The following is a 25,582-nucleotide window of genomic DNA, read 5'->3' as shown; positions in this document are numbered from 1 at the left end:
GCCGGATCCGGTAGATTGACCTGCGTCGCGCCGCATCGACGGCGTCCCCGCCACAAGCGTCCCGGGGTCCACAAGGAGTAGCCAGATGCCCAACCAGTCCGTCCAATCCACCGCGGCCCAGAAGGCCGAAGCTGACGCCCTTCCGGCGGATCGGTACTCAGACCGGGAGCTGTCCTGGCTGGCCTTCAACAACCGGGTGCTCGACCTGGCGCGCGACGCCGAGCGGATCCCCCTGCTGGAGAGGGCGAAATTCCTGGCGATCTTCTCCAGCAATCTCGACGAGTTCTACATGGTCCGGGTGGCCGGCCTGAAACGCCGCATCGACGCCGGAGTCGCGGTGCCCACCGTCACCGGGCAGATGCCCCGCGACCTGCACGAGAGAATCCTGGACCGCACCCATCAACTGGTCGGCCTGCAGGCCGAGGTCTTCGCCGACGACGTGCGCCCGGCGCTGGCCGCCGAGGGGATCCACATCCTCACCTGGGGGGAGCTGGACGACGAGGAGAAGGACCGGATGCGGACGCTGTTCTCCGAGCGGGTCTTCCCGGTACTCACCCCGCTGGCAGTCGATCCCTCCCACCCCTTTCCCTACATCCGCGGGCTGTCGATCAACCTGGGTGTGATGCTGCACAACCTGGTCACCGGCACCAACCAGTTCGCCCGGGTGAAGGTGCCCTCGGTGCTGCCGCGGTTCATCGACCTCGGCCACGGCCGCTTCCTTCCGTTGGAGGAGGTCATCAGCCGACACCTCGACCAGCTCTTCACCGGGATGCACGTCATCCAGCACACCACCTTCCGGGTGACCCGCAATGAGGACGTCGAGGTCGAGGAGGACGACGCCGAGAACCTGCTGTTCGCCCTGGAGAAGGAGCTGCTGCGCCGCGAGGTGGGCCGCCCACCGGTCCGCCTGGAGGTGCAGGACGACATCCAGGAGGACATGCTCGAGTTGCTCACCCGTGAGCTCGGGGTCTCCGAGCGGGAGGTCTTCCGACTGCCCGCCCCACTCGACCTCACCGGGCTGTTCTCCTTGGGCGACGTCGATCGCGACGATCTGAAGTACCCCAACTTCCTGCCCATCACCCACCCCCATCTGGCGGAGGTGGAGACCGCCCGCCCGGCGAACATCCTGGCCGCCATCCGGCGTCGCGACGTGCTGGTGCACCATCCCTACGACTCCTTCACCACCAGCGTCCAGCGGTTCATCGAGCAGGCCGCCGCCGATCCCAAGGTGCTGGCCATCAAACAGACCCTCTACCGCACCTCCGGGGACTCCCCGATCGTCGACGCCCTGGTGGAGGCCGCCCAGGCCGGCAAACAGGTGCTGGCGGTGGTCGAGATCAAGGCCCGCTTCGACGAGCAGGCCAATATCGGCTGGGCCCGGGTCCTGGAGAAGGCCGGGGTGCATGTCGTCTACGGGATGGTGGGCCTCAAGACCCACTGCAAGCTGTCCCTGGCGATCCGCGACGAGGGCGACAGTCTGCGCCGCTACGCCCACATCGGCACCGGGAACTACAACCCGAAGACGGCCCGGCAGTACGAGGACCTGGGCCTGCTGACCTGCAATCCGATCATCACCGATGATGTCGCCCGGCTGTTCAACCACCTGTCCGGGATGACCGCCGAGAAGCGCTACCGGCGTCTGCTGGTCGCCCCGGAGGGGATTCGCAGCGGCATCATCGACGCCATCGAGCGGGAGATCGCCGCCAAGCGGGCCGGCCGGCAGGCCGGGATCAAGATCAAGGTGAACTCGATCGTCGACGAGGCCACCATCGACGCCCTCTACCGGGCCTCCTGCGCCGGGGTACCGGTGGACCTGTGGGTGCGCGGCATCTGCAGCATCCGACCGGGGATCCCCGGGCTGAGCGAGAACATCCGGGTACGTTCCATCCTGGGCCGGTTCCTGGAGCACTCCCGGATCTACTGGTTCGCCAATGACGGCAACCCGAGTGTGGCGATCGGCTCGGCGGACCTGATGCACCGCAACCTCGACCGGCGCGTCGAGGTGCTCGTGCGATTGTCGAACAAGGACCACATCACCGAGATCGAGAATCTCTTCGCGCTGGCCTTCGACGAGGGCACCATCTCGTGGAAGCTGCACGACAAGGAGTGGACCAAGGTCTCCCGGGCCGCCGATGGCACCATCCTCACCGACCTCCAGGAACAGCTCATCGCCGACACCCGGACCCGGGGACGACGCCGATGAGCCGGCGCAAGGGCCCGGTGCTGGCGGCCGGCGCCGTGGTGCTGCGACGGGGACCCGACGGCCTCACCCAGGTGCTGGTGGTGCACCGTCCGCGCTACGACGACCTCAGCCTGCCCAAGGGCCACCAGGAGGCCGGCGAGCTCTCCCCGGTCACGGCGGTCCGCGAGGTCCGCGAGGAGACCGGGGTGAGGATCCGGCTGTGCTCCAGCCTCCAGCCGATCGAGTACGACGTACCCAAGCAGGGCGCCAAGCTGGTCCAGTGGTGGTTGGGCACGGTGATCTCCCAACAGCCCCACGAGCCCGACGAGGAGGTGGACACCGCGATGTGGCTGAGCCTGGCCGAGGCACGCCAGAAGCTCTCCTACTCCACCGATGTGCAGGTCCTCAAGGAGGCCGCCAAGATCCCTCCGACCAGCACGATCATCCTGGTGCGCCACGCCAAGGCGGTCAGCCGCAAGGACTGGGCCCACGGCAAGACCAAGAACCGACCCGATCTGGAGCGTCCGCTGGACCGGCGGGGCCACCAGCAGGCGAAGTCGCTGGTGGCCATGCTGGAGGCCTACGGCGTCACCCGGCTGGCCAGCTCCTCGGCGACCCGCTGCGTGCAGACCCTGACCCCCTACTCGCAGACCGCCGGGATCGAGATCGTCACTCACGAGGAGTTCACCGAGGAGACCTTCAAGTCCCACCACAAGCCCGCCAAGCAGGCGATGAGGCAACTGGTCGCCGAGCAGCTGGCCGAACCGGACCAGCCGTTGGCGATCTGCGGCCACCGGCCGGTGCTGCCCGTGATGGGCGATGTGGTGAGGGCCGGCAATCATCCGATGGCCACCGCCGAGTGCCTGGTCGTCCATCTGGACGCCAGGGGACGCCAGATCCGCCAGGAGTGGCACCGGCCGTCGGTGTGAGCTCGGGCCCACCATCAGCTGTTCATCCGGCGTTCACCGAGCGAGGGCCGTCAGGACATCTCGGGCCTTTAGCGTGTGCCGCGTACGAGGAACTGAGGAGCGTCCCGGTCACGGCTGAGTGGCCGCCCGGAAGCCCTTCGGGCCCCGTGATCCAGATCCCCAGCACTCAAGGAAATTCTTGTGAAGACCACGCGTCTCGCCATGATCACAGCCACTGCTCTGCTCGGCAGCGTCGCACTGGCCGCCTGCGGTTCGCAGGAGTCGAGCAGCGGCGCAAGCCCCTCGGCCACCGAGACCAGCTCCTCGTCGACCGCCGCGGCCTCCAGCTCCGACGCCTCGACCGCCGACTCCAGCTCGGCCCCCGCTGCCGACGTCAAGTACACCCCCACCTGCCCCGGCGGCTCCATCAATGGTGCGGGCTCCTCCGCCCAGGCGAATGCCATCACCCAGGTGATCAACAACTACAAGACCGCCTGCAAGGGCAAGGGCCAGATCAACTACTCGATCAGCGGCTCCGGAGCCGGCGTCTCCGCCTTCATCGGCAAGCAGATCGACTGGGCCGGGTCCGACTCCGCGCTGTCGGCGGACAAGGGCGAGGTCGACAAGGCCAAGGCCCGCTGCTCGGCCAATGACGCATGGCACCTGCCGCTGGCCGCCGGCCCGATCGCGGTGGTCTTCAACGTGGACGGTGTCACCGACCTGAACCTCAGCTCCGAGACCCTGGCAGGGATCTTCTCCGGCGCCATCACCAAGTGGGACGACGAGGCCATCAAGCAGGAGAACCCGAACGCCAACCTGCCCTCGGCCAATATCTCGGTGTTCTACCGTTCCGACGAGTCGGGCACCACCGACAACTTCACCAACTACCTCAACAAGGCCGCCGGTGATGTCTGGACCGAGGAGCACTCCAAGCAGTGGAAGGGCACCGGCAAGGGAGCTGACAAGTCCGCCGGCGTCTCCCAGGCGGTCAAGTCCACCAAGGACTCGATCTCCTACGTCGAGTGGAGCTACGCCAGCAAGAACAACCTGTCGATGGCCGCCATCGACAATGGCAACGGTCCGGTGAAGCTCACCGGCGAGTCCGCCGGCAAGGCCGTCTCGGCCGCCAAGGTGGTCGGCTCCGGCAACAACCTGCAGCTCGACCTGCAGTACAAGGACACCCCCGCCGGGGTCTACCCTGCAGTCCTGGTCACCTACCAGATCGTCTGCTCCAAGGGCTTGGACGCTCAGAAGACCGCGCTGATCAAGGACTTCATGTCCTTCTACGCCTCCTCCGAGCAGCAGAACGACATCCAGAAGCTGGGCTACGCCCCGCTGCCTGGTGACGTCGCCAGCAAGGTGCTCACCGCGGCCCAGGCCATCTCCTGACCTGCGACCTCCCCCACACCATGGTGGAACCGTGCCCGGCTCTGGGCCGCCGGGCACGGTTTCACCATGTCGGACCCTGCTTGAGGAAGGACACACATGGCCGAACCGAACCCTGGCACTGACTCCCAGGCCGTCTCGGCGCCTGCCGATGCGCCGGACCCGACTGGCGGTGCCACCGGCCCCTCGAAGCCGCGACCCTCGGTCAGGACCAAGACCCCGTCGAGGACCGGTGACCGAGTCTTCTCGGGACTGTCGGCCACCGTCGCCGTCCTGATGGCCGTGCTGGTCGTGGTGATCTTCGCCTTCCTGGTGAAGTCCGCGATTCCTGCACTGTCCGCCAACCAGGCGAACTTCTTCACCACCCGCACCTGGTCCACCGATGGCGACCCGATCAAGTTCGGTATCGCCGCGCTGTTCTGGACCACCGCGATCTCCTCGGTGATCGCACTGCTGATCGCCGTCCCGCTGGCCATCGGCATCGCCTTGTTCATCACCCAGATGGCACCCAGGAGGCTGGCCGGACCGGTGGCCTTCGTGGTCGATCTGCTGGCCGCCGTGCCCTCCATCATCTTCGGTCTGTGGGGCTCCATCGTGCTGGCCCAGGCCGGTTTCCTGGAGTGGATCCGCTCGGCGCTGATCGCAGTGCTGGGCTGGATCCCGATCTTCTCCGAGACCCCGAGCTGGACCGATCCGAGTGGCACCGTCTTCCTGGCCTCGATCGTGCTGGCCATCATGATCCTGCCGATCATCACGGCGACCAGCCGCGATGTGATGGCTCAGACCCCGCGCGACCAGATCGAGGCCAGCCTGGCGCTGGGAGCCACCCGCTGGGAGGTCATCAAGATGGCGGTCCTGCCCCACGCCCGCTCGGGCATCATCTCCGGATCGATGCTCGGCCTGGGACGGGCCCTGGGTGAGACTCTGGCGGTCACCCTGATTCTCCAGCAGGTGAGCCAGATGCAGCTGCGCCGGGTGTTCGATCCGTCGATCTTCACCGGCGGCGACACCTTCGCCTCGAAGATCGCCCGGGACTTCCCCGAGGCTCTCAACGACCCGCAGTCGCTGGGCGCTCTGGTCGCCTCCGGCCTGGCCCTGTTCGTCATCACCTTCTTCGTCAACGGGGCGGCACGAATGATCGCCGAGAGAGGAGTGAAGCGATGAGCTCGACATCGGACAACGGCTCGGTCATCACCAGCCTGGAACTCACCAAACCCTCCGGCCCGCGACTGGCCCGAAACGGCTGCGTCTCGGTCTTCATGGTCTTCGCCACCGTGCTGGCGGTCGCCCCACTGGTGTGGGTGCTGTGGTCGGCGATCAGCAAGGGCATCGGCTCGATGCTGCGCGCCTCCTGGTGGACCAATGCGATGGACTCCGCCGACCAGGCCAAGTGGGGTGCACTGCACGCCATCGTCGGCACGATCCAGATCGGCCTCATCACCGCGGTGATCTCGGTGCCGATCGCACTGCTGACAGCCATCTACCTGGTCGAGTACGCCCGCGGCACCAAGATGGCGCGGGTCGTGAGCTTCGCGGTCGACGTGCTGACCGGAGTCCCCTCGATCGTTGCGGCACTGTTCATCTTCGCACTCGTGGTGACCACCTTCGGCGGCCACCAGTCCGCCTGGGCGGCGTCCCTGGCCCTGGTGATCCTGATGGTTCCGACAGTGCTCAGATCCACCGAGGAGATGCTCAAACTGGTACCGGACTCGCTGCGCGAGGCCTCCTTCGCACTGGGCATCACCAAATGGCGGACGATCGTCTCAGTGGTGCTGCCGACCTCGATCTCCGGCATCGCCACCGGCATCATGCTCGGGCTGGCCCGGGTGATGGGCGAGACCGCCCCGCTGATCCTGTTGCTCCAGTTCAACCAGTACTTCACGGTGAACCCGAACACCCCGACCTTCGCGACCCTGCCGACGATCATCTCGAATGCCTACACCCAGGGCTCGGCCGACACCCCGACGGTCTGGGGTGCCGCGCTGACCCTCATCGTCCTGGTGATGGGCCTCAATATCATCGCCAAGTCGATATCCCGCCGCTACCTCCGCAGGATGGGCAAGTGACCACCCCGGCTCAGCTGCGACGACGATCAGAACGGAAGTGACTCACAATGGCAAAACGGATTGAGGTCAAGGATCTCAACATCTTCTACGGAGACTTCCATGCCGTGGAAGGGGTGGAGCTCACCGTTGAACCGCGCACCGTGACGGCCTTCATCGGCCCCTCGGGATGCGGCAAATCCACGGTGCTGCGCACCCTCAACAGGATGCACGAGGTGATCCCGGGGGCCTACTGCACCGGCCAGGTGCTGCTCGACGGCACCGATCTGTACGGCAAGGGAATCGATCCGGTGGCCGTGCGCCACACCGTCGGGATGGTCTTCCAGCGGGCCAATCCGTTCCCCGCGATGTCGATCCGCGACAACGTGGTGGCCGGGCTGAGGCTGACCGGGGCCAAGAACAAGAAGGCCCTCGACGAGGTCGCCGAGCACGCCCTGCGTGGGGCCAACCTGTGGGGTGAGGTCAAGGACCGGTTGGACCGCTCCGGAGCCTCGCTGTCGGGCGGCCAGCAGCAGCGGCTGTGCATCGCCCGGGCGATCGCGGTGCAACCCGAGGTGCTGCTGATGGACGAGCCCTGCTCGGCCCTGGACCCGATCTCCACCCTGGCGATCGAGGATCTCATCAACGAGCTGAAGGAGGAGTTCACCGTCGTCATCGTCACCCACAACATGCAGCAGGCGGCGCGAGTCTCCGACCGGACGGCATTCTTCAACCTCAAGGCCCAGGGAGAGCCCGGTCACCTCGTCGAGATCGACTCGACCGAGAAGATCTTCTCCAATCCCTCACAGAAGGCGACCGAGGACTACATCTCGGGCCGCTTCGGGTGATCCTCATCCAACTGAGATCGGCCACCACGGCGCCGACGTCTGGATAATCCAGACGGCAGCCCTGTGGTGGCCGATTCCGTTCGGGTCCGAGACGGCCTCCAGATGAGTTCGGCCACGTGGCGGGCGATCTCTGGATTATCCAGAGCTCGCCCGTCATGTGGCCGTTTTCAGCAGTGTCCCGACGCGCCACTCCTAGCGGCGGCACTCCGAACTGACAGGTCAGTGTCGTCCGTAGCGGCGGTTGAACTTCTCCACCCGGCCGGCGGTGTCGATGACCTTCGCCCTGCCGGTGTAGAAGGGGTGGCTGGCCGAGGAGATGTCGACGTCGACGACCGGGTAGCTGTGGCCGTCCTCCCACTCGATCGTCTTCTCGCTGGTGACGGTCGAGCGGGTGAGGAAGCTCATCCCTGCCGAGATGTCGCGGAAGACCACCGGCCGGTACTGGGGATGGATGCCGTCCTTCATGATGTGCTGCCTCCTGGGCCCCCTACGGGGCGGGTTTGTTCCGTGGACGATCGTGATGCATTATATGCGAATGATTCTCATGTGCAATCTAACCGGAGGCGCCACCACGGCGCCCGGACTGGAGAGGCCCTGATGGCCAAGAAGAGCAAGGATCTGCGACCCATCATCAAGATGCGGTCGACCGCGGGAACCGGCTACACCTACGTCACCCGGAAGAACCGCAGGAACACCCCCGACCGACTCGTGCTGCGCAAGTTCGACCCGGTCGTCGGGCATCACGTCGAGTTCAAGGAGGCCCGCTGATGGCCAAGAAGTCCAAGATCGCCAAGCAGCACAAACGGGAGGTCCTGGTGGCGCGGCACGCCGAGCTGCGGGCTCAGCTGCGTGCCGCCCGCAAGGACGAGAGCCTGACCATGGCGCAGCGGATGGAGGCCTCCCGTCGGCTGGCGAGGCTGCCCCGCGACTCCAGCCCGGTCCGACTGCGCAATCGCGACGCCATCGACGGGCGTCCCCGCGGCTTCGTCGGCAAGGCCGGGATCAGCCGTGTGCGGTTCCGTGAGATGGCCCACAACGGCGAACTGCCCGGCATCACGAAATCGAGTTGGTGAGATCATGGCCGTCCCCAAGCGCAAGATGTCTCGCGCCAACACCCGCCACCGCCGCTCGCAGTGGAAGGCGCAGCCGGCCCAGCTGGTGCCGATCGTCGTCGACGGGCGCCGGATCCAGGTCCCGCGCCATCTGGTGAGGGCCTATCAGTCCGGGCTCATCAGCCCCGACGACTGAGCTGCTGCCGAGCAGCCGGTCGTCCCATCCCGATCTCCCGCCCTGAGGTGATCCTGGCAGTGTGCCGCCCAGGATCCTCAGGGCGGGTCAGTACTGGGGCCCGGTGTCCGGGGGCTGTCAGCCCCGGGCCTCCAGCCTGGTGAAAGGTCCGCCTGCCTGCCTCAACTGGGACGCGAGGCCCGCCTCCACCACCTGTCCGGCATCCAGCACGACGACCGGGCTGTCGTCGGGGACCAGATCGGCCCGATGGGTGATCTCCACCACCGTCATGCCGGCCCGCCAGTCGGCGATCCCCTCGCGAACCCGGTCCGCGGTGACGCCGTCCAGCTGGCTGAGCGCCTCGTCGAGCACCAGCACTGCCGGTTCGGCCACCAGAGCACGCGCGATCGCGATCCGCTGCAACTGGCCGCCGGAGACGCCCGCACCCCGGCCTGTCACCGGGGTGTCGAGCCCGGCGGGCAGCCCTGCCGCCCAGTCGTCCAGACAGACCGCCGCCAGCGCCCGTTCCAGCAGCCCGGTGGCGGCCTGCGGAGCCTCCAGCCGAAGGTTGTCAGCCAGGCCTCCCGAGAACAGCACCGGGTGCTGAGGGACCATCGCGATCTGCGAGCGCAGCTCGTCCAGGCGCATCGCCGAGACATCGACGCCGCCCAGCCGGACGCTCCCGGACTCGACATCCCATCCGCGCAGCAGGAGCCCGGCGAGAGTGGACTTGCCCGAGCCTGACACCCCGACCACCCTGGTCCAGGAGCCCGGTGACACCTGGAAGCTGACCTCCTCGAGGGTCTCACGACCGGTCCCGGGATAGCGGAAGCCCACCCGGTCGAAGGCGATCCCGGGCTCACCGGCGCAGTCGACCGGTTCCGGCGGATCGACGACCAGTGGCTCCGCCTCGATCACCTCTCGCACCCGAGCCGCCGCCGCGAAGGAGTCGTCGAGCCCCTGGACGAAGTCATCGACACCGCGGGTGGGGGTCCACATCCCGATGCCGACGGCCAGGGCACTCAGAGTCAGGCCCAGGCCGGCACCGCAGACCGGCGCCACCGCCATCACAGCGATGAGCCCGCCGGCCTGCACCGCAGATATCGCCCCGGTCCGCAGGCCGGCGAGGGCCCCCTGCCTGCTGCGGATCGCGACCAGTTGACGATCGGCCTCGTCGAGGGCCGCGAGTCGTCCCTGTCCGGCGTTGAAGGCCAGGATCTCCCGGACCCCGTTCAGGTCATCGCCCAGCTGTTCGGCCAACCTCCCCCGGCCCTGGGCGACCCGCCTGGCGGCCCGCCAGCCGACCGACCCGGCGACCATCGGTATCGCCAGGACGACCAGCACCGGCACCGCCAGGGTGAGGGCCAGCGGCACGGAGCGCCCAGCCAGCCAGCACAGGGCGGCGAGCGGCACCAGGACCGCCGAGAGGGCCGGCGGCAGGGTGTGGGCGAAGAACACCTCGATCCGGTCGATGTCGCGGGTGGCCCGTTCGGTGAGCTCGGCCCCGGCCCGCCCGGTGGTCGCGGCGGGGGCCTGGGGGACGAGCCGGGAGAAGAACAGTTCGCGCAACCGCTGGAGGCAGCCGAAGGCCACCCAGTGGCCGCAGTACTGCTCGAGGTAGCGCAGTGCCGCCTTGAGCAGGGCCACCCCGACCATCGTCGCCACCAGCACCCCGAGGTGAGGGCGCAGCTGCCCGGCGGCGGCAGCGATCGCATCGGCAGCGATCACCAGCAGTGCGACCCCCGCCAGCTGGGAGCCGATCCTGGCCAGTGCCGAGATTCCCAGGACAGGCACCAGACGCCGGGTCCGAGCCACCAGCCATCGGGCCAGCGCCAGCCGCGAGTCCGAGTTCATCGGTGACCGGTTCATCGTGCCTCCTGAGGCAGTGGAGCCAGCCTGATGAGACGGTCGGCCGCCATGATGGCCCCGGGACGGTGAGCGATCAGCAGCACGGTCCGGCCCTGGGCCAGCCGCCTCAGTGCCGCCAGAATGTCGGCCTCGGCGCCCAGATCGACCTCGGAGGTCGGCTCGTCGAGAATGAGGATCTCGGCATCGCGCAGCACCGCGCGGGCAATGGCCAGACGCTGGGCCTGACCTCCGGACATCGTGCTGCCACGCTCGCCCACCGGGGTCTGCAGGCCGCGGGGCATGGCGCGCACCTCGCCGTCCAGCCCGGCGGTCCCCAGGGCCCTCCACAACTCGGACTCGGAGGCATCGGGGGCGGCCATCCGCAGATTGTCGGCGATGCTGCCGAGGAACAGGAAGGGCCGCTGCTCCACCACCGCCAGCTGGGAGCGGATCAGCTGGGCAGAGCAGCTGGCGGTGTCCAGACCGGCGACCAGCACCCGTCCGGAGGTCGGCATCAGAAAACCTTGGATGAGCGCGCTGACAGTGGACTTGCCGACTCCGCTGGGGCCGACCAGAGCCACCGTCTCGCCCTGCTCCACCCGCAGGTTGAGCCCCGAGAGCACCGGTCGGTCAGCCGACCAGGAGGCCGAGACGTCCTCCAGCAGGATGGCCGCCTGGTGACCCTGCTGCAGCTCACCGGAGCGCTGAGGGCGGGTCTGCGCTCCGGCCGGTGGTCGGCCGGCACTGAGATGGCGTCCCAGGTTGCGCTGGTTCGCGCGCCCCGTGATGCCGATGTAGAAGAACTGCCCGACCACGTCCACCGGCCCGATCACCAGCACGGTCATCAGCAGCACGGCGACCCCCCGACCCACCGGCAGCGCACCGGAGGCCACTCGGTCGGCGGCCAGCACGCCCCCCGCCACCACCACCGTGAGGGAGAAGGCGGCGTCGACCACCAGGATGAGCAGCTGGTTCACGGCGAGCAGGTGCATCAGGGAACGGCGGTGCTGCTCGCCGCGCTCGGCGAGCCGATCGGCCGTCCGCTTCGCAGCCCGGGCGTAGACCAAGGTGTCGAGGCCGCGCAGCGCCTCCAGGAACGCCGAGGTGAGTCGGGCCTGCGAACGGTGGTAGGCGGCTCCGACGGGGCGGACCAGTCGCTGGAACCCGCCGATCGCCAACGGCACCAGCACGATGAGGACCGCGAGACGCCAGGCGATCCCGGCATCGGTGGTCACCGCCATGACGGCCAGCACCAGCAGCGGAGTGGTCAGCGCCCCGGTCATCGGGCCGAGGAATCCGGCCCGGTAGTGGGCGGTGCGCTCCACCGAGTTGGTGGCCATCGACAACAGCTCGCCGGTACCCCCTCGGGTGCCGGTCGGACCCAGCTGCAGCACCCGCGACATCACCGCCTGTCGCAACCGCCGTTCGGTCGACGAGGCGCCCCACTGGGACAGCCACTGCCCCACGCCCACCGCCAGCCCGCAGATCACCGCCAGGCCGATCAGTAGGACTGGACGACCCCTCGGCACAGGACGGCCGCCGACCATCCGGTCGACCCCGTCACCCAGCAGAACCAGCAGCAGCGCGGTGGCCAGCGCCGCGACCCAGCTCAGCACGACCGAGCAGATCAGGAGCCAGCGCGGGGTGGCACGTCGAACGACCTCGGGCGGCCTGGCCCGGCCCGCCGGACCGGCGCCGGGATGACCTCCCGGATGGCCGGCGGCCTGGGAGGCCGGCGTTCTCGAGGAGCTCATCGGGTGCTGCGCGGTTCGAGCATGGTCCCCATTCTCACTCCTCCTGCCGGGCCACCGGCAATCCAAGGGCCTGTCCGAGGCCGATGGCTCACCGTGCCGGCCACGGGAGGGGGCAGGCGGGTACGCCTTTCCCGTACGAGCTCGACTTGCCCGAGGAACCGCACAGGCGCAGTATATGAGAACAGTTTTCATTAAGTCATCACCAGGAGGTTCAGATGTCTCGACGCTGCCAGGTCCGGGGCACCCGCCCCGGTTTCGGGAACTCGGTGTCTCACTCCCAGCGCCACACCCGCCGCCGCTGGGAGCCCAATCTTCAGACCAAGCGGTACTGGGTCCCCTCACTCGGCCGCCGCGTGACACTGCGCCTCAGCGCCAGGGGCATGAAGATCATCGACCGGCGCGGGATCGACACCGTCGTCGCCGAGATGCTCGCCCGCGGTGAGCGGATCAGATGACCCGGCCCGCTGGGTCGCACCCTCAGCGGCCACCCGACTACGCTCGACAGCGCGCCGATCGGATGGCAGCCGACGACTCGTGGAGCCACGGAGCCCGATGAGGGTCCGCCCCGCGGGGACCGAGCGAGCCGGCAGGCCCCGCACCCGAGTTGCCGACTGCCGGAGGAGCAAGCCATGGACATTCGCCAGGGAGTGCTCAGCATTCCGGCGGCCAGCACGATCGGGGAGAATCCGCTTCCGGCACTGCGCGATCAGCGCGAGGATCTCCCGGTCCTCAGCAACGGCAGCCTGTCGGCCGCCGAGCAGGAGCGGATGGGCGAGCATGACGCCCGTCGTGTGCTGCCCTATCGCATTCAGGATCGCTACAGCCGCCACCGGCAGCAGACAGATCTCAGATCGATAGAACTCGACAACGGACTGCTCCGGGCGGTCTTCCTGCCAGAACTCGGCGGACGGCTGTACTCGCTCACCGATCTGGCCACGGGACAGGATCTGCTGTTCTCCAATCCGGTCCTCCAGCCCGCCAACCTCGCCATCCGCGACGCCTGGTTCTCCGGTGGTATCGAGTGGAATCTCGGTCACTACGGCCACAGCGTGACGACCTGCGAGCCCTTGTTCTGCGGCGTCGGGCAGGCCGTCGACGGCGATTTCATGCGCATCTGGGAGTACGAACGGATGCACGGCCTGTTCTGGCAGGTCGACTTCCGACTTCCCGAGGGTCGCAGGCTGCTGGAGGCTCATGTCCGAGTGGTCAATCCCCACGACGCCGACGTCCCCTTCTACTGGTGGACGAACACCGCCGTCCCCCAGGATGCCGGCACCCGGGTGTTCAGCGGCACCGACGAGGTGATCTGCGCCGACTCGGCGGCCCGGATCGCCTGGACCAGAGAGCATCGACTGCCGCTGAGTGCGCAGTCGCTGGCGAAGGCCCCGCACTACTTCGGTCACAGCCGACTGCCCTGGTTCACCGAGAACGGCCGCACCTTCGACGCCAGCTATCCCGGAAACTTCGACTTCTCCAGCGAGTACTTCTTCCAGACCCCCGCCGCCGATCCCGCTCCCTGGGAGGCGGCCTGGCAGCCGGACGGCCGACTCTTCGTGGAACGCTCCACCCGGCCACTGAGGTACCGGAAGATGTTCTGCTGGGGGGAGCACCCGGGTGGACGGTGGTGGCGGGACTATCTCAGCGAACCCGGCCGGGGCGACTATCTGGAGCTGCAGGCCGGGCTGGCGCCCACCCAGTTGCACGGGTACACCCTGTCGGCGGGCCAGCAGCTGGAGTTCACCCAGGTGTTCGGCGGCAGCTCACTGGATGCCGACCGGGCGAATGCGGACTGGGCGCAGGCCCGTGCCGATGTGCGCGACGCCGTCGACCAGGTGGTCGCGACCGCCGAGCTGGCGGCCGCGGACATCGCAGCCCGCCGCCGTGCCCGGATGCCCGTGGCGAGGATCCTGCACCGCGGTTCGGGCTGGGGCGCGTTGGAGGCGACTCGACACCCGGAACAGGTGCCGGAGGGGCTGAGCTACCCGGCCGACAGCCTCGGCGCCGAGCAGGCCGGCTGGCTGAGGCTGCTCGAGACAGGCCGGCTGCCGAGCGAGACCTCCTCCTTCATGGTGGACCCCAGCTGGCGTCCGTTGCTGGAGGCCAGCCTCGCCAGCTACCAGACGGCGGGCTCACCCGGCGACCCTGAACCCGGCACCGGGAACCAGCCCGGCCTGGCCACCACTCTCGATCACCTGGGCCTGCTGGAGTGGGAGAACCTCGAGCCGACCAGAGCCGTCGCCCGGTGGCAGCGTGCTGGCGAGCTCGGAAGCTGCCGAGCACTGCGCAACCTGGCGATGGTCGCCCAGGCCCGCGGTGACCTCGTGACGGCGGTCGACCTGATGTCACGGGCGTGCGACGGTGTCGGCCCCCACGCCGATCAGGCGTGGTTCGAGGAGTTGCTGAACCTGCTCGTCGGTGCAGGACTCCACGAGCGGGCCTGGCAGGCCTTCCAGGGGCTTCCCGGGTCGACCCGCAACAGTGAACGCATCCTGCTGGCAGTGGCGAGGGCCGCCATCGAACTCGGCCACGACGACTTCGTCGCCGCCCTCCTCGACCGGGACTGGGCCGGACTGCGTGAGGGCGACACCACCGTCATCGACCTGTGGTACCGCCGCGAGACGATCCGGCTGGCTGCCGAACGCGGCGTCCCGCTGACCGATGAGCTGCTGGACGAGGTGAGGGCCACGCTCGATCCCCCGGCGAGGATCGACAACCGGATGATGCCTGTCATGCCGCCGGCGACCGGCGCGGCGGAACCCTCCCGGGGCCGCTGAGCGCGGTCAGTCGATCAGTCCGAGCTTGATGGCCTTGGCGACTGCGGCGCTGCGGTCGTTGACGGTGAGTTTGTCGTAGTCGCGACTGAGATAGGTCTTGACCGTGGCCTCGCTCACGTGCATGGCGTTTCCGATCGCGGCATTGGTCATTCCCTGCGCCACATGGGCGAGCACGGTGCGTTCCTGTTCCGAGAGGGCCGGGGTGGTCACACTCGTGTGGTGGAGACGAGACATCAACGCCCGTTGCGCAGAGCGGGCCAGGACGGTGTCGCCCCGGTGTGCGGCTCTGATCGCGTCGGCGAGCTCGTCCGGGGTGATGTCCTTGAGCAGGTACCCCACGGCCCCTGCCTCGACTGCCGGGATGATGTCCTCATCGGCTTCGTAGGTGGTCACCACTATGACGCGGGTCGTCGTCGTCCTGACGATCTGTCGGATGGCCTCCACGCCGTCGCCACCGGGCATCCTGAGGTCCATCAGGGCGATGTCGGGGCGCTCGCGGGCGACCAGACCCACACCCTCGGGGCCGCTGGCGGCGTCCCCGGTCACCGTGATGTCGGGGACCGGGCGGAGCATCCCTCGGATGCCCTCACGGACCAACGGATGATCGTCGATCAGCACCACCGTGATCATCAGGACCGCTCTCTGGGGATCCGGGCACGCACGACCGTGCCCTCTCCCGCCGCCGAGGTGATCTGCACAGTTCCACCCAGGTCCGACACGCGGGACTTCATGCCGGCAATCCCGAAGCCGGACGACACGCCCTCCGTGGAGAACCCGTGGCCGTCGTCGGAGACCCTCAGGTGGAGGTCCTCAGCAGCATAGGCCAAGGCCACCTGGAGGTGTGAGGCATGCGCGTGCCTGCGGATGTTCGCCAGGGATTCCTGGACCACCCGCAGGGTGACCACGTCCACCGAGGGATCTGCCCAGGGATCCCCTGTGATGTCGAGCGTTGCGTCGATCCCGGTCTCCTGGGTGATCTCCTGCGCGAGCCGCTGGATCGCCGTGGTCAGCGGGGTGTGCATGAGGCGTGCCGGCGACAGCGCGTGGATGATCCGGCGGGACTCCTCGAGATTGTCCTGCGCCGTCGAGACGATCATGTCGAGGTGCCGCCCAGCGGCGGCGCGATCGTCGACGAGCTCACCGCGAATGGCGTGGCCCAGGACGATGATCGAGGCGAAGCCCTGGGCCAAGGTGTCGTGCATGTCGCGGGCGATGCGTGCGCGTTCCTCCTCGGCAGCACGGGCGGCCGCCAGGGCGCTGACCTCCTCCTCGCGCCGGCGCAGCTCCTGGATCAGGCGCAGACGTTCGGCGCTCTCCACGGCGACGGTGTGCATCCTGCTGCCGAGGAACAGGGAGAAGGTCACCACGAACACGGCCGTGCCGACCTGATCGGTGAGGTCCACGGCACCATCCAGGGTGATCCGGACCAGGGTCTGTCCTGCGCTGAGGAGGACCACGCCTGCTGCCGCGACCCGAGAACTCAGCAGCATGAACAGCTGTGGTGTCAGGTACGTCAGACTGATCTGTGCCCATGGGTCCAGGCCAGCAGCCAGCCAGTAGGTGACGATCGCAACGCTTGCGTACATCCCGGCCAGTCGTCGGGTGAGGCCGCGTGTCCTCGTGGCGAACGTGACGATCCAGTAGAAAGCCTGTCCCACCAGCAGCAGACCGATCGCACCGAACGTCGGCCGAGGATCGCTTCCTGCGTTGCCGAGGAGGACCAGTACGGCTCCGAGCGTTGCGAGCGCGAAGAACAGGTACCAGGTGCGCGAGCCGGACCGCACGTCCTGGCCCGGGAGTGACGGCATCACAGCCCCGACCCTAGCTGGCCGACACCCCCAGGACGTCCCGCACCTTCTCGCGATCGGTGTAGAGCAGGCTGACGACGGCCACGGCGGCCATCGCGATCGCAGATCCCGCGAAGGCGTGGGAGACCGCCTCGGCATAGCCCTGCTGCACGGCCTGGATGTACTGCGCCTGGACAGCGGCAGGCAGCGAGGACGAGCTTGACGAGCTGCTCGCGCCGCCGATCTGAGCGACGGCATCGGCTGCGGCGCTCGCAGGAGCCCCCAGCGCCGTGAACGACGCGGTGAGCCTGGTCGTCAGCGACTGAGTGACGACGGTCGACAGGACGGCCAGTCCCAGGGCCCCGCCGAGGTTGCGCATGGTCTGGGAGATCGCCGTGACCTCTCCGTAGGAGGCGCCGATCGCGCGATTGACGGCGTCGGTGGAGGCAGAGCTCAGCATGAAGCCGATTCCGGCCCCTGCCAGCATGATGGGGAGGGTCTGGGAGTTCATGAAGTCCGCGGGGTTGTCCGGGATGGTGATCACGGCCTTCGACAGCCAGAAGAACCCGAGGAACCCGATGACACCGCCGAACAGGAGGACGGTCCGGCCGCCGAGCTGGTCGAAGCGTCTCGCCCCGATCTGAGATGCCACCACGAATCCGATGAAGAGCTTCAGGAACAGCAGTCCGGTGTTCAACGCGCTGAGCTGGAGAGACACCTGCCCATAGACGCTGAGGAAGAAGAATGTCGAGACGAACGCGATCGACGCGAGGAGCAGAGCTGTGTTGGCGATAGTGAAGCTGCGATCGCGGAACACTGCGAGCCGGACGAGCGGATGCTCGGTGCGCAGCTCCACGATGCAGAACACGATCAGCAGCGCGGCACCGGTGATCAGTGACGCGATGATCCACGGATCCGTCCATCCCCAGGATCCTGCTTGCTGGAGGCCGAAGACGATCACGCCGAAGGCAGCGGCGACGATCGCGGCCCCAGGCAGGTCGATGGGCTCACTGCGCGGCTCTGACCGTGGTGCAGCCAGCCGCACCAGGACGAGACCGACGATGGCCAGGGGCACGTTCACCCAGAACACGGAACGCCAGGTCCACACACTGAGGTAGCCGCCGGCGATGGGCCCCAGAGCCGTCATGGCGCCGGTGATCGCGAAGAAGCGCGCCATCGCGCCTGCTCGACCTGCTCTGGGGAACGTCTGGACGACCAGACCGATCGCGGCAGGGTACATCAGTGCGCCGGCCACGCCCTGCAGAGCTCGCGCGCCGATCAGCCACACCCCGGCGTAGTCGCCCTCGGGTGCGAGGCCACACAGCAGAGAGGTGCTCCCGAAGGCCGCGATCCCGATCAGCGCCATCCGACGATGTCCTAGGACGTCGGACAGCCGCCCGCCGAGAAGGAAGAACGCGGCGGTGGCGATCAGGTAGACATTGACGGCCCACTGCATCGGGCCGTGGGTGATTCCGAGATCCTTCTGGATCGTCGGCCCGGTCAGCGCCACGATGGTCTGATCTATCGATGTCATCGACACGGCGACGATCAGTCCCACCATCATGGCGGTTCGGTGGGTGGTGTTCTGTTCCGGCACGATCGGGCTCCCTGTCCCACAACTCGGTTGTCTCGAGTCTGCGGGACCTGGAGCGACGCCGCGACCCCCGACCGGGGACGGCCCTGTCCTCCACCTGGTGGACACCGGTCGGGTGCTGTTGCGCATTCAGCTGTCAGGCTGGCCTGGCCGAGGGATCGGTTTCCAGCGGGGATCGCCCTCCACGCCTGGTCGCGGCAGGACGACACCGGTCAGCGGTCGGGCGACTCCTCCTCGTCACGGTCGGAGCGCTCGCGCCGACCTCCCGTGTAGTCACGGGGCGGGCCCTGGGTCACGTGCTGGGTGTCCTCGGCCGGCGGGACGCCTTCCTCGGTTCCGGGGATGTCGTCCGCCCCTTCATTCGGGGTCATCCTCGAGGTCTCGGAGATCTGGCCTTCACTCATGTGTCCTCCCTTGATGGCATGGCGACTGTGACACCTCCCTTGCTACCCGTGGCCTCGGTCGCCGGCCCACACCCCCAGGGGTGTGATGGGCCGGGATCGCGTGATGGAGGGCTCGGCACGGCAGGGGAACCGCACCTGCGTGCATCTCGGCTTGTCAACGGTTGCTGAACAATTTTCATAAGGTTAGGCTTCCCTAATAGTTCAGGTGGGCAGGTCCCACCCCGTTCCAGAGGAGTCCCGTGAAGCCCGTGCACCCCCATTCCGCCTTCGCCACGCCGTTGTCCCGGCGACGAATGTTCTCGGCAGCCGCCGGCGGGGCCGCCCTGCTGGCGTTGTCCGCCTGCGGAGGCAACGACTCCAGCTCGGCGGGCGCCTCCCCCTCCACACCGTCGACTCCCTCCGGCTCGGCATCCGGGGCGACCGACCGCTTCCCGGTCACCATCAAGCACGCCTGGGGCACCACCACGATCCCGAAGGCACCCTCCCGGATCGCCACCACCGGCTGGAGCGGCGAGGACGCCGTCCTGGCCCTGGGCGTGCTGCCGGTGGGCATGCCGAAGGCCAACTACGGTCAGGTGGACAAGAACGGCATGCTCGCCTGGACCGCGAAGGCCGTCGCCCAGCTGGGCGGCACAGGCGACAAGATGCCCAAGGTCTACGACGAGACCGACTCGATCGACACCGAGGCGATCGCCGACACCGAGCCCGACGTCATCCTTGGCATCTCCTCGGGAGTCACCAAGGAGCAGTACGCGACCCTCTCGGAGATCGCCCCGACCATCCCCTACACCTCCAAGATCGCCTGGGGGGCGACCTGGCGCGACGTGATGCGCGTCACCGCCAAGGCGATGGGCCGCAGCTCCGACGGAGAGAAGGTCATCACCGACTGCGAGAGGACGATGGCCCAGGCCGTCGCGGCTCACAAGGGCCTCAAGGGCCGCTCCGCAGCGATGATGTGGTTCGACCCCAAGAAGCTGTCCACCCTCACCCTCTACACCACCGGCGACGCCCGGCCGGCCTATCTCAATGACCTCGGCCTCACGACCCCCGCCTCGGTGGCCCAGCAGTCCAAGGGGGCGGCCTTCTACAAGGAGATCTCGGCCGAGAACGGCGACCTCTTCTCCGATGTCGACATCATCGTCTGCTACGGCGACTCGAAGACTCTGGTGCCTCTTCTCCAGAAGGACCCGCTGCTGTCCAAGATCCCCGCCATCAAGCGCGGCTCGGTCGCGGTGATCCAGGACAACTCCGAACTCGCCTCGGCAGCCTCCCCCTCGGTGCTGTCGATCCCGAGCCAGGTCGGGCCCTACACCGCGGCCCTGGCCGCAGCCGCCCAGAAGGTGGGCTGACGCCGGTGACCAGTGCAGCGGTGCGGCCCCGGCTGGGGTCGGCCGCCCCGCCGGGGGCCGTCTCGGCGACCCGACGGCGGACCCGCCGGTGGGGACTCGGTGTGGCACTGCTCGCCCTGATCGGGGCCTGCGCGGCATCGGTGGCGGTCGGTTCGAGGTCCGTCCCGTTGGGGCAGGTGTGGACCGCGCTCACCGACCCCTCGGTGCACACCTTCGCCGCCGAGGCGGTCCGCACGCGGGTGCCGCGCACCCTCCTGGGGGTGCTGGTCGGCGCCGCGCTGGCGGTCTCGGGTGCCCTCATGCAGGGCATCACCCGAAATCCGCTCGCCGATCCCGGCATCCTGGGGATCAACGCCGGAGCAGCCGTCATGATCGTCATCGGGATGGCCTACATCGGTCTGAACTCCCCGGGACAGTACATCTGGCTGTCGGTGCTGGGAGCCTCCCTCACCGCGGCGGCGGTCTGGACGATCGGGTCGGGAGGGCGAGGCCGTCCCACCCCGCTGCGGCTGGCGCTGGCCGGCGCCGTGATGGCGGCGGTCCTCACCGGCATCACCCAGGCCGTGCTGCTGCCGCGCGCCCAGCTGCTGCAGACCTTCCGCTCCTGGCAGGCCGGCGGTATCGATGGTGCCCGGTTCGACCAGATCCTCCAGGTGCTGCCCTTCCTGGCACTGGGAGCAGTGACGGCCGCATTCTCGGGCCGCGCTCTCAACACCCTGGCGCTGGGTGACGAGATGGCAGCCGGGCTGGGGGTCCGGGTCGGGCGGGTCCGGCTGCTCATCGCCATCTCCGCGGTGCTGTTGGCCGCCGCCTCCACCGCGCTGGCAGGTCCGATCGGTTTCGTCGGCCTCATCGTCCCGCACGCCGTTCGCGCCGTGGTGGGCGCCGACAACCGCTGGGTGCTCACCTGGTGCGTGCTGGTCGGGCCTGTGCTGCTGCTCATCGCAGACGTCGTGGGGCGCGTCATCAGCCGGCCGACCGACGTGCAGGTCGGCATCGTGACGGCCATCATCGGCGCCCCCGTCTTCATCGCCCTGGTGCGCAGCCGCAGGATGGGCGAACTGTGATGACGACCCTCATGCCGTTCAGCTCGACGCCGGCACCCCTCGCTGAGCCCTCCACCGCCGATCGGGTCCGGGCCCGGCGCCGTCATCGCCAGCGCCGTTGGGTGCTGGTGGTGCTGCTGCTCGTGGCGGTGGTCATCGCGCTGTTCATGGTCAACCTGTGCGTCGGGGAGCGCAGTTACTCCCCGGCCGAGGCCATCCGGGTGATCCTCGGCCAGAAGGTGCCGGGGGCCGGATTCACCATCGGGCGCCTCCGCCTGCCGCGGGCCAGCACCGCGGTCCTGGCCGGGGCGGCCTTCGGGGTGGTGGGGGCCTGTTTCCAGATCCTGCTGCGCAACACCCTGGCCAGCCCGGACATCATCGGCATCACGGCCGGTGCGAACACCGCCGCGGTGGCCGGCATCATCCTGCTCGGCGCCTCCGGACTGGCGCTGACCGCGATGGCGGTGTCCGGCGGACTGCTCACCGCACTGCTCATCGCCGTGCTGGCCTGGCGGCGTGGCGGCGCCACCTCCCGGCTCATCCTGATCGGCATCGCTGCCAGTTCGATGTTCGACGCCGCCACCATGTGGATCATGATCGGCGGCAACCAGTACGACATCCAGGCGGCCAGTCGCTGGCTCACCGGCAGCCTCAACGGCGCCCGTTTCGCCGATCTGGGGCCGCTGCTGGTGGTGATGGCGCTCGGGATGCCGGTCATCGCCACAGCGGGGCGGGCGCTGGACGCCATGAGGCTCGGCGAGGACACCGCCGCCGGACTGGGCGTGCGCGTCCAGGCCACCCGGATCGTGGTGATGCTGGTCGGCGTCCTGATGCTGGCCACCGCGACCGCGACCACCGGGCCGATCGCCTTCGTCTCGCTGCTGTGCGGACCGATCGCCGCGAATCTGGTCGGCCCGGGCCGGTCCTACCTGCTGCCGGCAGCCCTGGTCGGATCGGCCATGGTGCTCGGTTCGGACTTCATCGCGGCCCACTTGCTGGCACACACCTACCCGGTGGGCGTGGTCACCGGAATCGTGGGCGGGGCCTACCTCATCGTTCTCATCACCAGACTCACAAGGAGCCAGCCGGCATGACCGATCACACCTTCTCCGCCGACGGGGTGGCCGTCGGATACGGCGACCGCACCGTCATCGACTCCCTCGACCTGGCGGTGCCCGATCACCGGATCGGCGCCATCATCGGCCCCAACGGGTGCGGGAAGTCCACCCTGCTGCGCGCCCTCTCCCGGCTGCTGAGACCTTCGGCCGGCTCGGTGCTGCTCGACGGACGGGCGATCCATGAGATGCCGACCCGTCAGGTGGCCACCGTGCTGGGCCTGCTGCCGCAGTCCCCCAGCTGCCCGGAGGGGATCGTCGTGGAGGATCTGGTCTCCCGCGGCCGGGCCCCGCACCGCGGAACCTTCGCCCGCTGGAAGGCCGCCGATGACGAGGCGATCGCCTCGGCGATGGAGCAGACCGGCATCGCCGAGTTGGCGACCAGACCCGTCGACGAGTTGTCGGGCGGGCAGCGCCAGCGGGTCTGGATCGCGATGGCACTGGCCCAGCAGACCGATCTGCTGCTCCTCGACGAGCCCACCACCTACCTGGATCTCGCCTACCAGATCGACGTGCTGGAACTGCTGGCCGAGCTCAACAGGAGCCGCGGGACCACCATCGTGATGGTGCTCCATGACATCAACCTGGCAGCCCGCTACTGCGACTGGCTGGTGGCGATGCGTGACGGGGCGGTGATGGCCCAGGGAGCACCGGCCGAGGTGGTCACCGAGCAGAACCTCCGCGAGGTCTTCAGCCTGGACACCCGGGTGCTCCCCGACCCGGTGAACGGGGCCCCGATCGTGGTGCCGATCGGGCGGGCGACCCCCTCCCATGCCGACGGTCCGCAGCGAGGCCGTGGGGAGCGGGCGGCATGAGCGGGCCGACCACCGACCCGACCGATCCCCGTCCGGTCAGCGCCACCGGCTCCCGGCCCTACCGGGTCACGGTGGCCACCCGGACCGACCTCAGCGCTCACTTCGTCCGACTGGTGCTGCGCGGTGAGGATCTGGACATCTTCGGCACCGGCGGTCTGGATCAGCGGATCAAGCTGGTCTTCCCCAACCCCGACGGTTCATGGCTGGACCTCGGCCTCGACGACCCCCGGGCGCTGGCGGCCGGCGACTGGTACCAGCGCTGGCTGGATGCGCCACCGGATTCCCGCAACCCGTTCCGGACCTACACGGTGCGCCGGATCGATCCCCGGCGCCGGGAGTTGACCGTCGACCTCGCCGTGCACGGGGCCGCCGGACCCGGGTCCCGCTTCGGCCAGGGAGCACGGCCCGGTGACGAGCTCATCGTCGTCGGCCCCGACGGCCGGTCGCCCGACTCCCGGCTCGGCATCGACTTCCACCCGGGTCCGGCGCGCCACCTGCTGCTGGCCGGCGACGAGACGGCGGCCCCGGCGGTCTGCTCGATCCTGGAGAGCCTGACCGCCGACGGGCCGGGTCGATGGCAGGTGCAGGCCTTCCTGGAGGTCCCCGACGCCGAGGACTTCCTGCCGGTCGAGATCGCCGACGGGATCGAGCTCAGCTGGCTGGCCCGCACCGAGGTGCTGGGAGAGGCGCTGATCGCTGCGGTGAGACGGTTCTGCCAGGAGCACCCGGAGGTCGTGGGTGCTGGCAGGCCCCGGTCGACAACAGCGCCCCTGGAGGACGTTGATGTCGACTGGGAGTTGCTGTGGGAGGCCCCCGAGAGCGTCCCGGGAGGCGAGTTCTACGCCTGGATCGCCGGCGAGGCCGCGGTCGTCAGGACGCTGCGCCGGCTGCTGGTCGGCGAGCTCGGCGTGGACCGCGCCCGGGTCGCCTTCATGGGCTACTGGCGGGCCGGCAGGGCCGAGGGGCTGACCTGAGCCGGTGCTGGAGGTGAGCGACGGGGCCCCGACTCAGGACCGGTCCATCTCCTCGGCCAGGCCCAGCAGGGCGTTCTCCACCACCTCCGGCAGGGCCGGGTGGATCCAGTACTGGCCGCGGGCGATGTCGTCGACCTTCTGATTGACGCTCATCGCGGAGATCGCGATCTGGATCAGGGTGGAGGCCTGCGGCCCGATGATGTGGGCACCCAGCAGGGTGCGGGTGTCCGGGTCGCCGAGCAGCTTGACGAAGTGGGCGTCGTCCTCCATCGCCCAGCCGTAGGCCACGTCGGCATACCTCTGGGTGAAGGAGACATACCGGGTCTCGGACTGGCGCAGCTCCTGTTCGGTGGCACCGACGGAGGCGATCTGCGGGGAGGAGAACACCGCGTGGGGCACGAAGCGGTGGTCGGTGGCCACCAGCGAGTCGGGATTCAGCAGATTGTGCCGAACGGTGCGGGCCTCGGCATTGGCGACGTGCTTGAGCAGGCCCGGGTAGCAGATGTCGCCGAGCGCCCAGACTCCCGGTGCACTGGTGCGCTGGTACTCGTCGACGACGACGAACCCGTCATCGTCGACCGCCACCCCGCCGGCCGCCGGGTCGAGCCGGTCGGAGTTGGGGATCCGGCCGGTGGCGTTGAGGACGATGTCGGCGGGATACATGTAGTCCACCCCGTAGGAGTCCACGGTGACGACGGTGAGGTGCCCACCGGCGTCCTCCTCGATCCCGACGGTGTCCTCCGACATCCGCAGGGACACCCGCCAGGCCAGCTGCTCGGTGAACCGGCGGGAGATGTCGACATCCTCGCGGCGCAGCATCCTGCCCGAGCGGTTGACGATGGTGACCTTGGAGCCCAGGGCGGAGAAGATGTGAGCGAACTCGGCGGCGATGAACCCGCCGCCCAGGATCACCAGCCGCTCGGGCAGCTCCTCGAGCCGCATGATGGTGTTCGAGGTGTGGATCCTGTCGCTCCAGCGCGGGTCGTCGATGCCGAACAGCTCGGGAACCCTCGGCCGCGACCCGGCCGCCAGCACGATCTGATCGGCGCTGATCTCCCGATCGCCGACCACCAGGGTGTGCGGGCCGACGAAGCGGGCCTCCTGGGTGAGGACCGTGATGTTGTCCAACCCCTGCCGGAACTTCAGACCGGAGGCCGAGATCGGATCGATCCGGTGGAAGATCCGGTCGCGGATGGCCGGGAAGTCCGCACCGGCCATCTCCAGGTCCACGTTGACCCGGGCGGCGTCCCCGCCGCTGGTGGCGAAGTCGGCCGGGATGACGTACATCTTCGAGGGGATGCAGCCGTAATTGAGGCAAGTGCCGCCAAAAGTGCCCGAGTCGATGAGGGCCACCTTCTTGTCGGCGTACTCGGGACCCAGAATGGTATTGCCCGAACCCGACCCGATGATGGCGATGTCGAAGGAGTCCCCATTGGTCATGGCCCCCAGTCTTCCATCCGGACCCTGCCAGAACCCATCGGAGGGGCCCGATTGAACCACTGCGGGGCTGCCGATATGGTCCAGAGCAG

General features: G+C 68.6%; 24 protein-coding genes. 16 read left to right on the top strand and 8 right to left on the bottom strand.

Going from position 1 to position 25,582, the window contains the following annotated elements:
• Positions 1-85: 85 nt before the first annotated feature.
• The 6 genes from G554_RS15750 (at position 86) to pstB (ending at position 7,366) form a co-directional block, all read left to right on the top strand.
• Positions 86-2,203, top strand: a complete 2,118-nt coding sequence (locus tag G554_RS15750; RefSeq protein ID WP_036925347.1) for an RNA degradosome polyphosphate kinase — start codon at positions 86-88, stop codon at positions 2,201-2,203.
• Entirely contained in the window at positions 2,200-3,111 is a 912-nt protein-coding gene (locus G554_RS0109715; RefSeq protein ID WP_027587737.1) for an NUDIX hydrolase, read from the top strand. Before G554_RS15750 ends, G554_RS0109715 begins: the two co-directional genes overlap by 4 nt.
• Before the next feature lie 201 nt (positions 3,112-3,312).
• Positions 3,313-4,479, top strand: a complete 1,167-nt coding sequence (gene pstS, locus G554_RS0109710; RefSeq protein WP_036925460.1) for a phosphate ABC transporter substrate-binding protein PstS — start codon at positions 3,313-3,315, stop codon at positions 4,477-4,479.
• 96 nt (positions 4,480-4,575) lie between these two features.
• A complete protein-coding gene (gene pstC / locus G554_RS0109705) occupies positions 4,576-5,640 on the top strand; it encodes a phosphate ABC transporter permease subunit PstC (RefSeq protein WP_027587735.1) in 1,065 nt (354 codons plus the stop codon).
• The gene (gene pstA, locus G554_RS0109700) at positions 5,637-6,542 is read left to right on the top strand and encodes a phosphate ABC transporter permease PstA (protein WP_027587734.1); all 906 of its coding nucleotides are present in this window, start codon (positions 5,637-5,639) and stop codon (positions 6,540-6,542) included. Before pstC ends, pstA begins: the two co-directional genes overlap by 4 nt.
• Before the next feature lie 47 nt (positions 6,543-6,589).
• On the top strand, positions 6,590-7,366 hold the full coding sequence (gene pstB, locus G554_RS0109695; RefSeq protein ID WP_027587733.1) for a phosphate ABC transporter ATP-binding protein PstB: 777 nt from the start codon (positions 6,590-6,592) through the stop codon (positions 7,364-7,366).
• A gap of 219 nt (positions 7,367-7,585) precedes the next feature.
• Here pstB and G554_RS0109690 read toward each other — a convergent pair whose 3' ends face one another.
• The gene (locus tag G554_RS0109690) at positions 7,586-7,831 is read right to left on the bottom strand and encodes a type B 50S ribosomal protein L31 (RefSeq protein WP_027587732.1); all 246 of its coding nucleotides are present in this window, start codon (positions 7,829-7,831) and stop codon (positions 7,586-7,588) included.
• Positions 7,832-7,963: 132 nt separating this feature from the next.
• On the opposite strand from G554_RS0109690, the gene rpmG reads away from it, so the two are divergent.
• From rpmG to rpmF, 3 genes are read left to right on the top strand one after another with little or no spacing between them, the layout of a single operon-like run.
• Positions 7,964-8,134 (top strand): 50S ribosomal protein L33, encoded by a 171-nt coding sequence (gene rpmG, locus G554_RS0109680; protein WP_027587731.1) that lies wholly within the window; start codon positions 7,964-7,966, stop codon positions 8,132-8,134.
• Positions 8,134-8,439: a 30S ribosomal protein S14 gene (gene rpsN / locus G554_RS0109675; RefSeq protein ID WP_027587730.1), complete on the top strand. Its 306-nt coding sequence runs from the start codon at positions 8,134-8,136 to the stop codon at positions 8,437-8,439. The genes rpmG and rpsN overlap by 1 nt, the downstream gene beginning before the upstream one ends.
• Positions 8,440-8,443: 4 nt before the next feature.
• Positions 8,444-8,614: a 50S ribosomal protein L32 gene (gene rpmF, locus G554_RS0109670; RefSeq protein WP_027587729.1), complete on the top strand. Its 171-nt coding sequence runs from the start codon at positions 8,444-8,446 to the stop codon at positions 8,612-8,614.
• A gap of 117 nt (positions 8,615-8,731) precedes the next feature.
• Here the strand turns inward: rpmF and G554_RS0109665 are convergent, their stop codons facing one another.
• On the bottom strand, positions 8,732-10,462 hold the full coding sequence (locus tag G554_RS0109665; RefSeq protein WP_027587728.1) for an ABC transporter ATP-binding protein: 1,731 nt from the start codon (positions 10,460-10,462) through the stop codon (positions 8,732-8,734).
• On the bottom strand, positions 10,459-12,195 hold the full coding sequence (locus G554_RS15745) for an ABC transporter ATP-binding protein/permease (protein WP_051232842.1): 1,737 nt from the start codon (positions 12,193-12,195) through the stop codon (positions 10,459-10,461). The genes G554_RS0109665 and G554_RS15745 overlap by 4 nt, the downstream gene beginning before the upstream one ends.
• Positions 12,196-12,410: 215 nt before the next feature.
• Between G554_RS15745 and rpmB the strand changes: the two genes are divergently transcribed.
• Both rpmB and G554_RS0109650 read left to right on the top strand, forming a co-directional pair.
• Positions 12,411-12,650 (top strand): 50S ribosomal protein L28, encoded by a 240-nt coding sequence (gene rpmB, locus G554_RS0109655; RefSeq protein WP_027587727.1) that lies wholly within the window; start codon positions 12,411-12,413, stop codon positions 12,648-12,650.
• A gap of 174 nt (positions 12,651-12,824) precedes the next feature.
• Positions 12,825-14,969: a DUF5107 domain-containing protein gene (locus tag G554_RS0109650; RefSeq protein ID WP_027587726.1), complete on the top strand. Its 2,145-nt coding sequence runs from the start codon at positions 12,825-12,827 to the stop codon at positions 14,967-14,969.
• 6 nt (positions 14,970-14,975) lie between these two features.
• On the opposite strand, the gene G554_RS0109645 is transcribed toward G554_RS0109650, so the two are convergent.
• From G554_RS0109645 to G554_RS0109630, 4 genes are all read right to left on the bottom strand, one after another.
• Positions 14,976-15,587 carry a response regulator gene (locus G554_RS0109645; protein WP_245570021.1) on the bottom strand — a complete coding sequence of 204 codons (612 nt, stop codon included), beginning with the start codon at positions 15,585-15,587 and terminating at the stop codon, positions 14,976-14,978.
• Between the two features lie 11 nt (positions 15,588-15,598).
• Positions 15,599-16,372 carry a sensor histidine kinase gene (locus tag G554_RS17875; protein ID WP_161626488.1) on the bottom strand — a complete coding sequence of 258 codons (774 nt, stop codon included), beginning with the start codon at positions 16,370-16,372 and terminating at the stop codon, positions 15,599-15,601.
• A 418-nt stretch (positions 16,373-16,790) separates the two neighbouring features.
• Positions 16,791-18,353 (bottom strand): MFS transporter, encoded by a 1,563-nt coding sequence (locus G554_RS15740; protein WP_051232840.1) that lies wholly within the window; start codon positions 18,351-18,353, stop codon positions 16,791-16,793.
• 209 nt (positions 18,354-18,562) lie between these two features.
• Positions 18,563-18,754: a hypothetical protein gene (locus tag G554_RS0109630; RefSeq protein WP_027587723.1), complete on the bottom strand. Its 192-nt coding sequence runs from the start codon at positions 18,752-18,754 to the stop codon at positions 18,563-18,565.
• A gap of 239 nt (positions 18,755-18,993) precedes the next feature.
• Between G554_RS0109630 and G554_RS0109625 the strand changes: the two genes are divergently transcribed.
• Genes G554_RS0109625 through G554_RS0109605 form a run of 5 tightly spaced genes read left to right on the top strand, consistent with a single transcriptional unit; the run spans position 18,994 to position 24,053 of the window.
• Entirely contained in the window at positions 18,994-20,103 is a 1,110-nt protein-coding gene (locus G554_RS0109625) for an iron-siderophore ABC transporter substrate-binding protein (RefSeq protein ID WP_154654254.1), read from the top strand.
• Between the two features lie 5 nt (positions 20,104-20,108).
• Positions 20,109-21,170 (top strand): FecCD family ABC transporter permease, encoded by a 1,062-nt coding sequence (locus tag G554_RS15735; RefSeq protein ID WP_245570020.1) that lies wholly within the window; start codon positions 20,109-20,111, stop codon positions 21,168-21,170.
• Positions 21,170-22,243 carry a FecCD family ABC transporter permease gene (locus tag G554_RS15730; RefSeq protein WP_051232838.1) on the top strand — a complete coding sequence of 358 codons (1,074 nt, stop codon included), beginning with the start codon at positions 21,170-21,172 and terminating at the stop codon, positions 22,241-22,243. The genes G554_RS15735 and G554_RS15730 overlap by 1 nt, the downstream gene beginning before the upstream one ends.
• Complete coding sequence (locus G554_RS0109610; protein WP_027587721.1) at positions 22,240-23,079, top strand: ABC transporter ATP-binding protein; 840 nt, start codon at positions 22,240-22,242, stop codon at positions 23,077-23,079. Before G554_RS15730 ends, G554_RS0109610 begins: the two co-directional genes overlap by 4 nt.
• Complete coding sequence (locus tag G554_RS0109605) at positions 23,076-24,053, top strand: siderophore-interacting protein (RefSeq protein WP_027587720.1); 978 nt, start codon at positions 23,076-23,078, stop codon at positions 24,051-24,053. Before G554_RS0109610 ends, G554_RS0109605 begins: the two co-directional genes overlap by 4 nt.
• 33 nt (positions 24,054-24,086) lie before the next feature.
• On the opposite strand, the gene G554_RS0109600 is transcribed toward G554_RS0109605, so the two are convergent.
• Positions 24,087-25,493 (bottom strand): mycothione reductase, encoded by a 1,407-nt coding sequence (locus G554_RS0109600; protein ID WP_027587719.1) that lies wholly within the window; start codon positions 25,491-25,493, stop codon positions 24,087-24,089.
• Between the last annotated feature and the right edge of the window lie 89 nt (positions 25,494-25,582).

The organism is Acidipropionibacterium thoenii DSM 20276, assembly GCF_000423445.1.
GTDB lineage: Bacteria > Actinomycetota > Actinomycetes > Propionibacteriales > Propionibacteriaceae > Acidipropionibacterium > Acidipropionibacterium thoenii.
This window is presented reverse-complemented; position numbering and strand designations above follow the sequence as displayed.

Excerpts from the sequence above, each read along its gene's own strand:
- G554_RS15750 (WP_036925347.1), top strand. The coding sequence starts at position 86 with ATGCCCAACCAGTCCGTCCAATCCACCGCGGCCCAGAAGGCCGAAGCT.
- G554_RS0109715 (WP_027587737.1), top strand. The coding sequence starts at position 2,200 with ATGAGCCGGCGCAAGGGCCCGGTGCTGGCGGCCGGCGCCGTGGTGCTG.
- pstS (WP_036925460.1), top strand. The coding sequence starts at position 3,313 with ATGATCACAGCCACTGCTCTGCTCGGCAGCGTCGCACTGGCCGCCTGC.
- pstC (WP_027587735.1), top strand. The coding sequence starts at position 4,576 with ATGGCCGAACCGAACCCTGGCACTGACTCCCAGGCCGTCTCGGCGCCT.
- pstA (WP_027587734.1), top strand. The coding sequence starts at position 5,637 with ATGAGCTCGACATCGGACAACGGCTCGGTCATCACCAGCCTGGAACTC.
- pstB (WP_027587733.1), top strand. The coding sequence starts at position 6,590 with ATGGCAAAACGGATTGAGGTCAAGGATCTCAACATCTTCTACGGAGAC.
- G554_RS0109690 (WP_027587732.1), bottom strand. The coding sequence starts at position 7,831 with ATGAAGGACGGCATCCATCCCCAGTACCGGCCGGTGGTCTTCCGCGAC.
- rpmG (WP_027587731.1), top strand. The coding sequence starts at position 7,964 with ATGGCCAAGAAGAGCAAGGATCTGCGACCCATCATCAAGATGCGGTCG.
- rpsN (WP_027587730.1), top strand. The coding sequence starts at position 8,134 with ATGGCCAAGAAGTCCAAGATCGCCAAGCAGCACAAACGGGAGGTCCTG.
- rpmF (WP_027587729.1), top strand. The coding sequence starts at position 8,444 with ATGGCCGTCCCCAAGCGCAAGATGTCTCGCGCCAACACCCGCCACCGC.
- G554_RS0109665 (WP_027587728.1), bottom strand. The coding sequence starts at position 10,462 with ATGAACCGGTCACCGATGAACTCGGACTCGCGGCTGGCGCTGGCCCGA.
- G554_RS15745 (WP_051232842.1), bottom strand. The coding sequence starts at position 12,195 with ATGAGCTCCTCGAGAACGCCGGCCTCCCAGGCCGCCGGCCATCCGGGA.
- rpmB (WP_027587727.1), top strand. The coding sequence starts at position 12,411 with ATGTCTCGACGCTGCCAGGTCCGGGGCACCCGCCCCGGTTTCGGGAAC.
- G554_RS0109650 (WP_027587726.1), top strand. The coding sequence starts at position 12,825 with ATGGACATTCGCCAGGGAGTGCTCAGCATTCCGGCGGCCAGCACGATC.
- G554_RS0109630 (WP_027587723.1), bottom strand. The coding sequence starts at position 18,754 with ATGAGTGAAGGCCAGATCTCCGAGACCTCGAGGATGACCCCGAATGAA.
- G554_RS15730 (WP_051232838.1), top strand. The coding sequence starts at position 21,170 with ATGACGACCCTCATGCCGTTCAGCTCGACGCCGGCACCCCTCGCTGAG.
- G554_RS0109610 (WP_027587721.1), top strand. The coding sequence starts at position 22,240 with ATGACCGATCACACCTTCTCCGCCGACGGGGTGGCCGTCGGATACGGC.
- G554_RS0109605 (WP_027587720.1), top strand. The coding sequence starts at position 23,076 with ATGAGCGGGCCGACCACCGACCCGACCGATCCCCGTCCGGTCAGCGCC.
- G554_RS0109600 (WP_027587719.1), bottom strand. The coding sequence starts at position 25,493 with ATGACCAATGGGGACTCCTTCGACATCGCCATCATCGGGTCGGGTTCG.